Raw genomic sequence first — 13,532 nt, forward strand, 5'->3', positions numbered from 1 at the left:
CCCGCGTGAAATCAGGACGCGGTACGGTTGGCCTTTTCCACCAGGCCGCTCACGCCTTCGCGTCGTGCCAGCTCGCGTGCCACGTCTTCCGGGCGCAATCCGTAATAGGCGAGCGCCACCATGGTGTGGAACCACAGATCGGCGACTTCGTACACGAGCTTGTTCTTGTCGCCGCCGGCACTCACATCCTTGGCGGCCATGACGGTTTCGGTGGCTTCTTCTCCGACCTTCTTGAGGAAACCATCGGGCCCCTTCTGGAACAGACGGGCCACATAGCTCTGCCCCGGATCACCTCCATGGGAAGGCAGGCGGGATTCGATGACGTCGGCCACCCGGGCCAGCGTGTCTGTGACGGACATGTTCATGGGACTCACTTGTAGATGCTGTGCGGGTCTTTCAAGACCGGATCGACGGCCTGCCAGGCACCCTGCTGCAGACTCTGGAAGAAACAGCTGTGTCGCCCGGTATGGCAGGCAATGCCGGGCTCGTGCCCCGTCTGTGTGACCTTGAGCAGGATGACGTCGTTGTCGCAGTCGAGACGGATGTCGTGCACGATCTGCACGTGGCCGCTCTCTTCACCCTTGAACCACAGACGCTGGCGCGAGCGGCTGAAGTACACAGCCCGGCCCAGCTCGGCAGTCTTGGCCAGTGCTTCGCGGTTCATCCAGGCAAACATGAGCACGTCGCCACTGTCGCGCTCCTGGGCGATGACAGGTACGAGGCCCTTGTCATCCCAGCGCACGGCGTCGAGCCAGGCAGGGGCAAGGGAGGTGGAAGAAGTATCCATACGCAGGGTTTCCTGTTCAGAGGCGGACCGGAATGCCCTGGGCAGCCAGATGCCGCTTGGCCTCGCCCACGGTGAATTCGCCATAGTGGAAGATGCTGGCAGCCAGCACGGCATCGGCTCCGCCTTCGCGGATGCCCTCGGCAAGATGGTCCAGCGATCCCACGCCACCGGAGGCAATGACGGGAATATCGATGGCATCACTGACCGCACGGGTCAGGGCCAGATCGAAGCCGCTCTTGGTGCCATCGCGGTCCATGCTGGTGAGGAGAATTTCTCCGGCTCCGTAATCGGCCATCTTGCGTACCCATTCCAGGGCATCGAGTCCGGTGTTGCGGCGTCCGCCATGGCTGTAGACGTCCCAGCCCTCTCCCCGAGCCGCGAGCTCGTCGGGCGCGGTGCGGCGCTTGGCGTCGATGGCGACCACGATGCACTGCGAACCATAGCGCTCGGAGGTCTCGCGGATGACGCGCGGGTTGGCGATGGCCGCCGAATTGAAACTGGTTTTATCTGCGCCTGCGTTGAGCAGACGACGCACGTCCTCGACGGTGCGCACGCCCCCTCCTACCGTCAGGGGAATGAAGACCTGGCTGGCCACGTCCTCGATGATCTGCAGGATGAGATCGCGGCCGTCGCTGGTGGCGGTGATGTCCAGGAAGGTGATTTCATCGGCACCCTGCTCGTTGTAGCGGGCAGCGATCTCGACGGGGTCACCGGCGTCTCGCAGTTCGACGAAATTGACGCCCTTGACGACGCGGCCGCCGGTGACGTCCAGACAGGGAATGATGCGTTTGGCTAACATGCGGAGGATTGTACGGTGCGGAGCCCCTCGGCGGGGGTCGGGTGGTGCCATGCGAGCCGGAGTTCGCGGTGGATGCGGGTATTGTCGAGCCGCCGGGATTCCTGCATGAAGCTCAGGGAGACGGCAGAGAGCTGCTCACGCGCCTGCTCCAGCGTGATGCGGGGCGGGCGGGGCAGACCATACAGATCGGCAGCCATGTCGAAATACGCCCCCATGGTACTCACGGAATCGTCATTGGCGTTGTAGGTACGCAGGGAACGGCCGCGCCACAGGGCGATGCGGCAGGCGCGCGCAAGATCATCGGCGTGGATGTGGTTGGTGTAGACATCCTCATCGGCACAGAGCACCGGAGTCCCTCGTTCCAGGCGGGAACGCGGTGTGCCGCCTTCACGGTCGGGCGCATAGATGCCGGGAATGCGCAGGATCTGCATGGCAGGGACCTGCAGGGCCTGTCGTGCCCAATGCAGCAGTACCTGCTCCGCATCCACCCTGCGCCGGGCGCGAGCCGTCAGGGGCTGCAGGGGCGTGGTTTCCGGAGTCCACTGTCCCCGGCGATCGCCGTAGACACCGCTTGTGCTGCCATACACCCAGTGGGAGGGAGCCCCGTGGCGCCGAAGGGCTGCCACGAGCGCCCGGGTGCGGGCATCTCGGTTGTCCCCATGGGAAGGAGGTGGGGCAAGGTGCACGACCCACTGGGCCAGCCCGGCCAGGCGCCGCAGGCTGGCAGGCCGATCGAGATCGCCCTGCAGGGGCGTTACCCCCAGTGCCCGCAGTGCAGGGACCTGCGAAGGATCGCGAACAAGCACCCTTGCGCGCGGCCCATGGGCCGCAGGGGCCACCAGCAGACGGGCAAGCCGGATACCCACATCCCCGCAGCCCACAATGAGCACTCGGGGACGACGGAATCGGGCAGGAAGGGCTGGCCGCACGGGATACAGGCTGAACATGGTCGGAGATAATAGGCGTGAGGGGCAGGTGAAGGAAGCGGAGATCCTGCCCCGGTCCGTTGTATGGAGTGCGGAGCAATGGGCAAGGTCCCGCGTGTCGAGGATTTTGCCGCAGGGTTCTGCCGTTGTTATATATCAGGAGCGTGATCCCAAATGGGTTTTCAGGTCAACGTACAGCCGAGTGGTCGTCAGTTCGAGGTGCTTGCGGACGAAACGGTGCTGGATGCCGGCATACGGCAGAACATCGGGCTGCCCTACGGCTGCAAGGATGGAGCCTGCGGGTCGTGCAAATGCCGCAAGCTCAGTGGCGAGGTGGAACACCGCCCCTATCAGAAGAATGCCCTGTCGGATGCGGAAGCCGCAGAAGGCTACATCCTCACCTGCCGTGCGCTGCCCCGGAGCGATCTGGTGCTGGAATCGCGCCAGGTGACCTCGGAAGGAGCGTTCCCCGTGCGCAAGATGCCGGTACGGGTGATGCACCTCGAACAGCTCTCGCCCGACGTGATGCGGGTCACACTGCAGCTGCCTGCCAATGTGCCCGTGCAATACCATGCGGGCCAATACATCGACTTCCTGCTCGCCGATGGGCAGCGGCGCAGCTACTCGATGGCCACGGCGCCCCATGAGGTCGATCCGGCCCTGCCGCGCATTGATCTGCACATCCGTCACATGCCGGGAGGCAAGTTCACCGACCATGTCTTCGGCAGCATGAAGGAAAAGGAAATCCTGCGCATCGAAGGCCCCTATGGCAGCTTCTTCCTGCGCGATGACAGTGCCGGTCCGTTGCTGTTTCTGGCGTCCGGGACCGGATTTGCTCCTGTCAAGGCGATTCTGGAACAGATGGCTCACCAGAACAGTCCGCGCGCCGCCGTGCTCTACTGGGGCGCCCGCCGTCCGGCTGACCTGTATATGCACCAGTGGATGCTCGACTATTGCAGCGCGCATCCGCATGTGCGCTATGTGCCCGTGATTTCCGAGGCCCAGCCCGAGGATGGATGGCAGGGACGTACCGGGCTGGCGCTCGATGCCATGCTGGCGGATGTGCCCGACATGCACGACCACGATGCCTATGTGTGCGGCTCGCCGGCCATGGTTCAGGCTGCCCACGCCCGCTGCGTGCAGGAAGCGGGACTGGCCGACGACCGCTTCCATGCAGATGCCTTCACGTCGCTGCGCGACAAGCAGACGGCCCCGGAAGCCACGGCAGAGTGATCGAGAGGCGCAGGCGAATCGCATCGCAGGAGTGAGATGACCTGCGTCTTTCTCCTGCATCGCACATATCCCACAGGGCAAGGCACGGCACTCCTCTGCAGAAATGCCGGGCCTTGCGTTGGGGACAGCGGGAAGCGCGCGTGCTGTTCACATGCAGGAACGGCGCGCCCTCCGCGAGGGTGTCATTCGCCGAGATAGGCGGCGCGCACCTTGGGATCGTCGAGCATGGTCCTGGCATCGCCCGTCATGGTGAGAACGCCCGAGTCCATGACATAGCCGCGGTCGGCAATGCCCAGGGCTCGGCTGGCGTTCTGCTCCACGAGCACCATGGTCACGCCCTGTCGGTGCACGTCATCGACCACCTCGAAAATCTTGTCCACCATGATCGGGGACAGGCCCATGGAGGGTTCGTCGAGCAGCAGAAGCTTGGGCTGTGCCATGAGGCCGCGAGCCATGGCCAGCATCTGCTGCTCGCCACCGGACATGGTGCCTGCGAGCTGGTCCTTGCGCTCCTTGAGACGGGGAAAGAGCGCAAACATGCGCTCGATGTCCTCGGCAATCCCCGCCTTGTCGTGCCGGATGAAGGCGCCCATCTGCAGATTCTCGGTGATGGTCATGCGCGTGAAAATGCCACGCCCTTCGGGAATCATGACCAGGCCGTCCTTGACCAGATCCCAGGCGCCACGCCCCCGGATGCTCTTGCCCAGGAACTCGATGTCTCCTGCGCGCATCGGCAGCAGGCCGGTGATCGCCTTCATGGTGGTGGTCTTGCCGGCTCCGTTCGAGCCGATGAGCGACACCAGTTCCTTGCCGTACACCTCGAAGCTGATGCCCTTGACGGCATTGATGCCGCCATAGGCCACTTCGAGCCCCTTCACCTTCAACAATACGTCGCTGTTCGTCGCTGTCGTCATTTGGGTCATCCTGTGCTCAGTGGTTGTTGGGGCCGAGATAGGCTTCGATCACCTTCTCGTTCTTCTGCACTTCGGCAGGTGCACCCTCGGCAATGGGCTTGCCGTAATCGAGCACGGTGACCCGATCGCACAGCCCCATCACCAGCTTCACGTCATGCTCGATGAGCAGGATGGTGCGGTTGTCCTTGCGGATGCGGTCGATGAGTTCGCGCAGCTGCACCTTCTCGGTGGCGTTCATGCCGGCAGCAGGCTCGTCGAGCGCGATGAGCTCGGGATCGGTGGCGAGCGCACGGGCAATTTCGAGCCGGCGCTGATCGCCGTAGCTCAGGGTGCGGGCCCGGAAGTCGGCATAGCGCCCGATGCCCACATAGTCGAGCAGTTCGCGGGCACGGTCGCGGGTGGCCTTTTCCTCGGCCTTGAAGGCAGGCGTGCGGAAGATGGCTCCGATTACCCCGGCACGGGTGCGGATGTGGCGGCCCACCATGACATTTTCCAGGGCCGTCATGTCGGAAAACAGACGGATGTTCTGGAAGGTGCGGGCAATGCCCGCCTTGGCCACCAGATGGACGGCGGTGGGCTCGTACGGCTTGCCGCCGAGCTCGAAGGTTCCGCTGTCCGGGGTGTACAGGCCAGTGATCACGTTGAAGAAGGTGGTCTTGCCGGCACCGTTCGGGCCGATGAGGCCATAGACCTGACCCTGCTCGATATGCAGGCGCACATCGCTCAATGCCTGAAGACCGCCAAACCGCTTGGATACATTGCGTACGTCGAGAATCGTCTTGCTCATGATGGTCTCTGCGCCTCAGGGATTGACGGAAAACTGGCGGACTTCGGTCGTCTCGGGCACTGCGTCGGACGGGAAGTCGATGCCCGGAGGATTCTGCTGTGCCGTCTCGGGCTGGATCTTGCCGACCGGCTCGGGGGCGGCAGCCTGTCCATGCTCGGGAGAGGGCCACAGGCCACGCGGACGCACCAGCATCACGATGATCATGGCCAGCGCGATCAGCAGCTGACGCAGGATGGCCGGATCGAGACGCCCATCGGTCATGGCCTGCAGAGGATCGGCCACATAACGCAGCACCTCTGGCAGCGCAGACAGCAGCACGGCCCCCAGGATGACCCCCGGCAAGTGTCCCAGACCGCCCAGCACCACCATGGCGATGATCATGATGGATTCCATCAGGCTGAATGACTCGGGCGAGACAAAGCCCTGGAAGGCTGCGAACATGGAGCCGGACACCCCGCCGAAGCTCGCGCCCATGCCGAAGGCAAGGAGCTTGAGGTTGCGGGTGTTGAGCCCCATGGCCTTGGCGGCCACTTCATCTTCGCGTATGGCCATCCAGGCGCGTCCGATGCGGGAATCCTGCAGGCGATAGCAGATGGCCACGATGAACACCACCAGCACCAGAAAGAGGTAGTAGTACAGCGTCACCGACTGGATCGTGAAGCCCCCGAGCGTGAGGGACTGCGACAGCGGATAGCCGAACACGGTCACGGCGTCGATCTGCCCTATGCCCTTGGGACCGTTGGTGATGTTGACGGGCTGGTCGAGGTTGTTCATGAAGATCCGGATGATTTCACCGAATCCCAGGGTGACGATGGCCAGATAGTCTCCGCGCAGCTTGAGCGTAGGTGCCCCCAGGAGCACCCCGGCGAAGGCAGCCAGGGCGGCCGAGATCGGAATGACGCCCCAGAGCGGCAGGTGCAGCCCGTTCGGGAACATGGCCGCAATGGCCGGGAAGGTCTCGGTCAGGTGAGGCGAGGCCAGCAGGCCGAACAGATAGGCCCCCACGGCGAAGAAGGCCACATATCCCATGTCGAGCAGGCCTGCATAGCCCACGACGATGTTCAGGCCGACAGCCAGCATGATGTAGAGCAGCGAGACATCGGCGATGCGCACCCAGGCGTTGCCGAAGCCCTGCAGCACCAGCGGCAGCACGATGAGGCCGACTGCGGAGAGCAGGAATACCAGGAGTTTGTTTTTGGTGGTCTGCATGGTGAGATTTCTCCGTGGCTCAGGCGCGATCGGCCACCCGCTCGCCCAGCAGACCGGAAGGACGCAGGGTCAGGGTCACGATCAGGACGATGAAGGCAAGAATGTCGGTGTAGTTGCTCCCCAGCACGCCCCCCGTCAGGGGGCCCAGGTAGCCGGAACCGATGGATTCGATGAGGCCGAGCAGGAAACCGCCGACCACTGCCCCCGCCAGATTGCCGATGCCGCCGAACACGGCTGCCGTGAAGGCCTTGAGCCCGGGCAGGAAGCCCATGGTGTGCTGCACCGTGCCGTAGTTGGCCGCGAACATGACACCGGCAATGGCTGCGAGCACGGCGCCGATGATGAAGGTGGCAGAGATGACCGTATCGGGCCGCACCCCCATGAGCGAAGCCACACGGGGGTTCTCGGCCGTGGCGCGCATGGCCCGTCCGAGCCGGGTCATGTTGACCAGGTACATGAGGATGGCCAGCGAGATCGCCGTCACCGCCAGCGCGGTGATCTGCGTCACCGTGATCACGGCCCCTCCGATGTGGTGCGGCGTCGTGGACAGCAGGGTCGGATAGGACTTGTAGTTGGGCTTCCAGATGATCATGGCCAGCGTCTGGAGCAGGATGCTCATGCCGATGGCGGTGATCAGCGGGGCCAGCTTGGGGCTGTTGCGCAGAGGACGATACGCGACCTTCTCGATCACGAAATTCAGCAGCCCGGCCACGACACAGGCAATCACCGTGGCGATCAGCAGGATGAGCCAGCCGGGAGAGTCCGGCATGCTCTTCTGCATCGTTCCGATCATTGACCAGCTCGTGAGAGCCCCCACCATGAGGACTTCACCATGGGCGAAGTTGATCAGGTTGATGATGCCGTACACCATGGTGTAGCCCAAGGCCACCAAGGCGTACATGCTGCCAAGCACGAGGCCGTTGATGACCTGTTGCAGCAAGATATCCATGTAGATGCTCCATTTCCGGCCCATCGGGTGTGCGGGCCAGATCCAACACAGCAACCGCTCAACAGTTTTTTTGGAACCTGTTTTCACGATCAACGAAACAACTGGCATGTAATTGTTTCAAATACCTTACAACCAGCACTGGTGGGGCGCATTGTAGCGAACTTGCACTCCTTGCATGCACCACAAACATGCACAGCGCTTCGGGTTTTCCATAGAAACCGAACACACTGAGAGAATGGGTGCAAAAAAAGAACGCAACTCCCCGCGCCACTCACCACAGCAGGAATCGTGCCAACCCTGCAATCTGGTTAACTTTGCGAGGATCTGGTTGCACCGGGGTTCACGGCAGCGGCAGCCACACGGTCACCACGTACCGAGGGGAGCAGCCTGCCACGGCCAGAAGGCGCTGTCGGGCGCAACTCCGCATGGGCCATGCACAGACGCGCAGCGCTCTGCAATTTGCCGCCGGGCCGCAAGGAATTCCGGTTAAGAAAAGCAGGTGCGTGCTGCTGATATTTTGAAACTGAACGCAATCTTACGTTTGCACTTGACTGCCTCCAGCGGCAGACCGCGTGCATGCACGGGTTGCACCATGCCTCTCCGGGGGGTATCACCCGATGCCATAAAAGGCCGAGCCGAAGCTCCGATCAGGCCGAGGGAACAGAGAGGGCGATAGCCCAGCAATGGAGGCAGCGGATGTCGTGTCACCGCTTCTGGTGGCCGCGGCAGGCATGCACAGACGGGAGTCAGCCCGGAACGCGAGGGAATGGAACTCCATCAGTTCTGGCACCAGACAGGTGCACACTGCACCGCACTTCTGCACGGCAGTGCCGAGCCGCAGTTCAGCATGCAAGACGGAGCGACTCGGTGAAGGAAGAGTGAGGAAAGCGAAGAATCAGGCCGATGCGCCCGGCTGATCCGGCAGCAGGCAGGCGTCGACGATCTGGAGGCGGTTGTCCCGTGCGAAATTCATGACGAAATCCCAGGCCATGGGTTCGTGCACCTGCAGCTCGCGCTGCACGATGATGCACTTGACGCCGTTCATGACATTGGGCGTGCACCAGGGCGAATAGACCAGATGGCCGCCTTGCCGCGGCAGACTGCCCTGGGGACGGAACTGGCTCATGACTCCCGCGAGACGCTCGGCCCAGTCGCTGGGGCGGAAGGTCCGCCCCTCCTGGGTGAGACCAAGAATGAAGACTTCTTCTGCGGTATGGGGGGAGTTCATGGGGCGGGCAATGAATGAAGGCTGACGCAGGCTCTGAAATGCCTTGAACCCGAAGCAGGCAGGGATCGACTGAAGCTGGCAATTTTACTCAATCGCCCTTACCCAGGCTGACGGAAGGTGTCATAGCCCAAGTGCTGCAGTGGGGTGCTTGCATGCTGCGCGCCGAAGGGAGGCCTCGCCTTCAGACAAGGCGCCTGCGCAGCCAGGTGCTGAGTCCGTCGACCAGAATGGACAGCGCCAGCATGGCCATGATGACCGTGCAGGCCCGATCCTGGTGGAACAGCGAGAGCTCGACATAGAGCTGCTGCCCCAGTCCCCCCGCCCCCACGAAGCCCAGCACTGCCGCCATGCGGATATTCATCTCCCAGCGGTAGAGGGTATAGGACATGAGCTGCGCCGATACTCCCGGCCAGGTGCCATACAGAAAGGCCATGCCGCCGCCCGCACCGCTGTCCCGCAGGGCCTGCGCAGGCTGCGGGGTCGCGTTTTGCAGGGCTTCTCCATACAGGCGTCCGAGCACTCCAGCCGTGTGCAGCGCCAGGGCCAGGGTGCCGGCAAAGGCCCCCAGTCCTGCAGCCAGCACGGTGAGCGTGGCCCAGACCACCTCGGGTACGGAACGCAGGATGTTGCACAGGGTCACGGCCAGCGGAGCTCCCATCCAGCCCCGCTGTCTGCGCAGCAAGGCCAGTCCGAACCCGATCACTGCGGCAATCAGTGTCCCCATGACGGACATGGCCAGCGTTTCCCACGTGGCCTTGACTATCTGCCGCATCCAGTCTGCCGAGAGATCGGGCGGAAAGAACCCGGTCAGGAATTCCTGCACCGACTGCGCGGCATCCGCACTCCACAGGGGAGCCGGATCGAGCTCCAGGAACCGATAGCTCGCCACCAGACCCCAGCCGATGACCCCCAGGGACACCAGGGTACGCCAGCCGATGGGCCAGGCACGCGGCTGCGCGGGGGCATCCATCCAGCGACGCAGGATCAGGGAGACCAGATCGGCCATCAGCACCAGAACCATGAAGGCCAGCAGGATGCTGGCGGCCTGTCCGCCGTCGAGCATCTTCATGGCCTGATCCATGAGTTGCCCCAGACCGCCGGCGCCCACGAAGCCCATGACCACCGAGGCGCGAATGGCGCACTCCCAGCGATAGACGGTGTAGGAGACCAGCTCGCGCGACGCCTGCGGAAGCAGACCGTACAGCAGCGCCATGCTGCGGGGCGCTCCTGCATGGCGCAGCACCAGCGCGCGCTGCGGCGGGATCGACTCCAGAATGTCGGCATACACCTTGGCCAGCATGCCGCCATAGGTGAGCGCCAGCGCCAGTACGCCGGCCGCCGGCCCCAGCCCGAAGATGCGCACGAACAGCAGCGCCCAGACCAGTTCCGGCACGCCCCGCAAGATGGTGAGCAGGGCCCGGCTGAAAGGGTGGAGCGTGAAGCGCGTCCGGGCGGCTGCCGTCACGACATAGGCCAGGGGAACCGCCAGCAGCCAGGCCCCCAGCATGCCGCAGCTGGCGATGGCCAATGTCTGCAGGGTGGACTGCCACAGCAGATCACGGAAGTCGGGGCTGACGTCGGGCGGAAGAAACCCGGACAGAAAATGCCCCATGGCCTGGACATTGGCGGGATCGAACAGGTCTGCAGGCCGGATATGCGCCCCTCGCCACAGCGGCCAGAGCACCATCGCCCCGATGACCAGCCCCAGCAGACGCCGCCAGGCATCGGGGTCGCGCTGCGCCGAAGAATGGGCAGGCGTCAGACTCGACCCAGCCGGCTGGGGGGAAGAAGGAGAATTCAACAGCATGGCGGCAAAGCGGCGGCGGCACCGCCATCACACACGAAAGCATCGCTGCCATCGACAGCCCCCTCCGCCATCGGGGCAGGAAGCGTGGTGGTCGAAGCCTCGGTGGCATACAGCGCCTGCAGCCGTGCCGCATCGACGGCTGCAGCCGGCAGGTCGAACTGCACCCGACCGGCACGCAGTCCGATCACCCGGTCGAATCGGTCCAGCGCCAGATCCACGGCATGCAGACTCGCTACCAGCGTCACGCCGCGCGCACGCGCTTCCTGCACCAGCAGGTCAACTGTGGCCCGCGCAAGCACGGGATCGAGTGCCGATACCGGCTCATCGGCCAGCAAAAGCGCAGGCTCCTGATAGAGAACGCGGGCAATGCCCACACGCTGCAGCTGCCCTCCCGAGAGCTGGGAGCAGCGCACGAAGAGCCGATCGGCCAGTCCCACACGGTCGAGCACGGCTCGCGCGCCGGCGATGTCGAGGGGATACAGCAGCGAAGCCAGTGACTTCCACCAGGGCCAGAGGCCCAGCCGGCCCGCCAGCACCGCCGTGACCACGCGCTGACGCGGCGGCAGCGGAGGCGCCTGGTGCACCATGCCGATCGCACTGCGCAGAGCGCGCAGGCGCCGGTCGGAAGCGCCTGCAGGCACAGCCTGCCCCAGCACCCTCACCGCTCCGTCGGTCGGCACCTGTGCCGTGCCGAGCACGGACAGGAGTGTGGTTTTGCCGGCTCCGGAGGGCCCGATGAGGGCGATGCATTCGCCGCGTCGCCCTGCCAGCGTGATCCCGTCCAGGGCCCGATAGCCGTTGGCCCGCGTCAGCCCCACTCCTTCCAGCTGGAAGGCGGGAGTCTGAGAGGCCACAGGATCGGACGCCGGGGAGTGCCCCGTGCCCATGGCTTACTTCAGCAGGCCGGCACTGCGCGCGGCTTTCTCGATGGTGTCGTAGTTCGAGGACGTGGTGGGAATGAACTTGCTGGCCCGCTGCAGCTCCATGATCTGGCGATCCGCGGGGCGTGCGGGATTGAGCTGCAGGAAGGCGTGCGTGATCTTCTGGATCAGCGCCGGGCTCAGATCGCTGCGCACGGTCCAGTTGTAGTCATGGTAGGGAGGCGTGGTGTAGAACACGCGCACCTTGGCCGGATCGACCTTCTTCTCTTCCACCAGCTTGCTCCATACCGACGTGTTGAGCACGCCGGCCTGGGCCTTGCCTGCAGCCACATAGGCCACGGTGGCGTCATGGGCGCCGGAATAGGCAACCGTCTTGAAATCCTTTTCGGGATGGATGCCGGCCTGCTGCAGGTAATAGCGCGGCATCAGGCTGCCCGACGTGGAGGAAGGCGCACCGAAGACGAAGGTCTTGCCCCGGAGGTCGGAGAGCTTGTGCACCGCAGGGTCGGTGGTGATGAAACGGGAGGTGAACTTGGCGTCTTCCGCGCGCTGCACGATGGGCACCACCTTGCCGTGGGTGCGCAGACGGGCCTGCACGAAGGTGAAGCCGCCCAGCCAGGCCATGTCGAGCCGATGGGTGGCCAGCGCCTCGACGACACCCGCATAGTCGGACACCGGGACGAACTGCACTTTCATGCCGGTCTGGGCTTCGAGATACTTGCCGAGAGGGGCGAACTTGCGCTGCAGCTCGGTGGGAGATTCGTCGGGAATGGCCGACACACGCAGCACATTGGGTGCGGCCACGGCAGGCGCCGCAGCAAGGGAAGTCAGGGAAGCACAGGCAAGGGCAGCGCTGCCCAGCAGCGCCTGGCGGCGCGATGCGGAAAAGGACATGGAAGGACTCCGTTTTGGACGACAGCCACCATCCGGCGGATCCCGGACGGCTTACGCGAAGAAGAAAAAACCAGCGATGTTGCACCCATGTTCCGATGGCGGACTCCGGGCCCAAGACCGGGGGGAATTATAAAAAGGCTGGCCATCCCGTGCAGCACACCGTACAGCACCTGACCTGCCCATGGGCTCTTCCCCGTCCACCTGCATGCTCTGCAGGCGGCTGGCAACCCTGGCCCAAGGGCCAGGGACTCGTCCAGCAGGCTGTTGTGGCCCTGTCAGCGCCTGGAGCCCCCGTTCGGCTGTCCCCATACCGGTGTGCGCTGCTCGAAGAAGGCATCGATGCCTTCGGCCGCATCGGCTTCCATCATGTTGTGGGCCATGGCCTCGGCTGCAAAGGCATAGGCTTCCTGCAGGGGCATCTGGCGCTGGCGATAGAACATGGCCTTGCCCCGTCGCAGGGCTGCCGGGCTCCTGGCACACAGCTGCGTGGTGTAGAAAGCCACGGCCTCGTCGAGCTGCTCGTCGGGCACGGCGCGGTTGACGAGCCCCCAGTCCTCGGCCGTGGCGGCGTCGATGAAGCGCCCTGTGCTGAGCATGTCGAAGGCACGCTTGGTTCCCACATTGCGACTCAGTGCCACCGCAGGCGTGGCACAGAACAGCCCCACCCGGATGCCGGAGACGGCAAAGCGTGCCGACTCCGACGCGACGGCCAGATCGCAGCTCGCCACCAGCTGGCACCCGGCGGCCGTGGCTATGCCCTGCACCCGGGCAATCACCGGCACGGGCAGTGCCATGAGGGTCTGCATCGTGGCCGAGCAGCGTGCAAAAAGCCGCCGGTAGTAGTCGAGCCGGTACTGTGCCCGCATCTCGCGCAGGTCATGCCCGGCGGAAAATGCCTTGCCCCGTGCGGCGAGCACCACGCAGCGGATGCCGGGATCGGCCGCCACATCCCTGAACGCGGCATCGAGCGCATCGAGCATGCCCTCGCTCAGCACGTTGTACTGAAGTGGCCGGTTGAGCCACAGGGTGCAGATGCCGTCCCGGATCTGTCGTTCGACCCAGGGAGGCGACACATCGGACTGCGGCGGGGAAGAAAGAGAAGCGTCTTCGAGGGGCAT

The 13,532-nt window shown here is 64.3% G+C and carries 14 protein-coding genes; 1 reads left to right on the forward strand and 13 read right to left on the reverse strand.

All coding sequences use genetic code 11. The features are described from left to right. Window positions 1-11 precede the first annotated feature (11 nt). The 4 genes from ACP2WS_RS03415 to ACP2WS_RS03430 are packed head-to-tail and all read right to left on the reverse strand — an operon-like array spanning window position 12 to window position 2,533. Window positions 12-359 (reverse strand): phosphoribosyl-ATP diphosphatase, encoded by a 348-nt coding sequence (locus tag ACP2WS_RS03415; protein WP_426459585.1) that lies wholly within the window; start codon window positions 357-359, stop codon window positions 12-14. A gap of 11 nt (window positions 360-370) precedes the next feature. Beyond that, window positions 371-787, reverse strand: a complete 417-nt coding sequence (gene hisI, locus ACP2WS_RS03420; RefSeq protein WP_374491478.1) for a phosphoribosyl-AMP cyclohydrolase — start codon at window positions 785-787, stop codon at window positions 371-373. A gap of 16 nt (window positions 788-803) precedes the next feature. After that, complete coding sequence (gene hisF / locus ACP2WS_RS03425) at window positions 804-1,586, reverse strand: imidazole glycerol phosphate synthase subunit HisF (RefSeq protein WP_426459505.1); 783 nt, start codon at window positions 1,584-1,586, stop codon at window positions 804-806. Beyond that, window positions 1,580-2,533, reverse strand: coding sequence for an SDR family oxidoreductase (locus tag ACP2WS_RS03430; protein WP_426459506.1), 954 nt, complete (start codon window positions 2,531-2,533; stop codon window positions 1,580-1,582). The genes hisF and ACP2WS_RS03430 overlap by 7 nt, the downstream gene beginning before the upstream one ends. A 153-nt stretch (window positions 2,534-2,686) precedes the next feature. On the opposite strand from ACP2WS_RS03430, the gene ACP2WS_RS03435 reads away from it, so the two are divergent. Then, window positions 2,687-3,745 carry a CDP-6-deoxy-delta-3,4-glucoseen reductase gene (locus ACP2WS_RS03435; RefSeq protein WP_426459507.1) on the forward strand — a complete coding sequence of 353 codons (1,059 nt, stop codon included), beginning with the start codon at window positions 2,687-2,689 and terminating at the stop codon, window positions 3,743-3,745. A 182-nt stretch (window positions 3,746-3,927) separates the two neighbouring features. Here ACP2WS_RS03435 and ACP2WS_RS03440 read toward each other — a convergent pair whose 3' ends face one another. The 9 genes from ACP2WS_RS03440 to ACP2WS_RS03480 form a co-directional block, all read right to left on the reverse strand. Continuing rightward, window positions 3,928-4,659 carry an ABC transporter ATP-binding protein gene (locus tag ACP2WS_RS03440; protein ID WP_374491487.1) on the reverse strand — a complete coding sequence of 244 codons (732 nt, stop codon included), beginning with the start codon at window positions 4,657-4,659 and terminating at the stop codon, window positions 3,928-3,930. A 16-nt stretch (window positions 4,660-4,675) separates the two neighbouring features. After that, complete coding sequence (locus ACP2WS_RS03445; protein WP_426459508.1) at window positions 4,676-5,446, reverse strand: ABC transporter ATP-binding protein; 771 nt, start codon at window positions 5,444-5,446, stop codon at window positions 4,676-4,678. A 15-nt stretch (window positions 5,447-5,461) separates the two neighbouring features. Continuing rightward, the gene (locus tag ACP2WS_RS03450) at window positions 5,462-6,655 is read right to left on the reverse strand and encodes an ABC transporter permease subunit (protein ID WP_374491491.1); all 1,194 of its coding nucleotides are present in this window, start codon (window positions 6,653-6,655) and stop codon (window positions 5,462-5,464) included. A 19-nt stretch (window positions 6,656-6,674) separates the two neighbouring features. Further along, entirely contained in the window at window positions 6,675-7,604 is a 930-nt protein-coding gene (locus ACP2WS_RS03455; protein WP_374491493.1) for a branched-chain amino acid ABC transporter permease, read from the reverse strand. 895 nt (window positions 7,605-8,499) lie between these two features. Further along, the gene (locus tag ACP2WS_RS03460) at window positions 8,500-8,832 is read right to left on the reverse strand and encodes a DUF3579 domain-containing protein (protein ID WP_374491495.1); all 333 of its coding nucleotides are present in this window, start codon (window positions 8,830-8,832) and stop codon (window positions 8,500-8,502) included. Between the two features lie 181 nt (window positions 8,833-9,013). Beyond that, on the reverse strand, window positions 9,014-10,519 hold the full coding sequence (phnE, locus tag ACP2WS_RS03465; protein WP_426459586.1) for a phosphonate ABC transporter, permease protein PhnE: 1,506 nt from the start codon (window positions 10,517-10,519) through the stop codon (window positions 9,014-9,016). Window positions 10,520-10,629: 110 nt separating this feature from the next. Further along, the gene (locus ACP2WS_RS03470; protein WP_426459510.1) at window positions 10,630-11,493 is read right to left on the reverse strand and encodes a phosphonate ABC transporter ATP-binding protein; all 864 of its coding nucleotides are present in this window, start codon (window positions 11,491-11,493) and stop codon (window positions 10,630-10,632) included. Between the two features lie 36 nt (window positions 11,494-11,529). Continuing rightward, window positions 11,530-12,414: a putative selenate ABC transporter substrate-binding protein gene (locus ACP2WS_RS03475; RefSeq protein WP_374491501.1), complete on the reverse strand. Its 885-nt coding sequence runs from the start codon at window positions 12,412-12,414 to the stop codon at window positions 11,530-11,532. A gap of 275 nt (window positions 12,415-12,689) precedes the next feature. Further along, window positions 12,690-13,532, reverse strand: coding sequence for an enoyl-CoA hydratase (locus ACP2WS_RS03480; protein ID WP_426459511.1), 843 nt, complete (start codon window positions 13,530-13,532; stop codon window positions 12,690-12,692).

The sequence above is a fragment of the Brachymonas moutaii (nom. illeg.) genome, from assembly GCF_049977365.1.
Taxonomy (GTDB): domain Bacteria; phylum Pseudomonadota; class Gammaproteobacteria; order Burkholderiales; family Burkholderiaceae_C; genus Brachymonas.

Coding starts and splice junctions, on each gene's coding strand:
- ACP2WS_RS03430 (WP_426459506.1), bottom strand. CDS start 2,533: ATGTTCAGCCTGTATCCCGTGCGGCCAGCCCTTCCTGCCCGATTCCGT.
- ACP2WS_RS03460 (WP_374491495.1), bottom strand. CDS start 8,832: ATGAACTCCCCCCATACCGCAGAAGAAGTCTTCATTCTTGGTCTCACC.
- ACP2WS_RS03415 (WP_426459585.1), bottom strand. CDS start 359: ATGTCCGTCACAGACACGCTGGCCCGGGTGGCCGACGTCATCGAATCC.
- ACP2WS_RS03435 (WP_426459507.1), top strand. CDS start 2,687: ATGGGTTTTCAGGTCAACGTACAGCCGAGTGGTCGTCAGTTCGAGGTG.
- ACP2WS_RS03440 (WP_374491487.1), bottom strand. CDS start 4,659: ATGACGACAGCGACGAACAGCGACGTATTGTTGAAGGTGAAGGGGCTC.
- ACP2WS_RS03475 (WP_374491501.1), bottom strand. CDS start 12,414: ATGTCCTTTTCCGCATCGCGCCGCCAGGCGCTGCTGGGCAGCGCTGCC.
- ACP2WS_RS03450 (WP_374491491.1), bottom strand. CDS start 6,655: ATGCAGACCACCAAAAACAAACTCCTGGTATTCCTGCTCTCCGCAGTC.
- phnE (WP_426459586.1), bottom strand. CDS start 10,519: ATGGTGCTCTGGCCGCTGTGGCGAGGGGCGCATATCCGGCCTGCAGAC.
- hisI (WP_374491478.1), bottom strand. CDS start 787: ATGGATACTTCTTCCACCTCCCTTGCCCCTGCCTGGCTCGACGCCGTG.
- ACP2WS_RS03445 (WP_426459508.1), bottom strand. CDS start 5,446: ATGAGCAAGACGATTCTCGACGTACGCAATGTATCCAAGCGGTTTGGC.
- ACP2WS_RS03480 (WP_426459511.1), bottom strand. CDS start 13,532: ATGCCCCTCGAAGACGCTTCTCTTTCTTCCCCGCCGCAGTCCGATGTG.
- ACP2WS_RS03455 (WP_374491493.1), bottom strand. CDS start 7,604: ATGGATATCTTGCTGCAACAGGTCATCAACGGCCTCGTGCTTGGCAGC.
- hisF (WP_426459505.1), bottom strand. CDS start 1,586: ATGTTAGCCAAACGCATCATTCCCTGTCTGGACGTCACCGGCGGCCGC.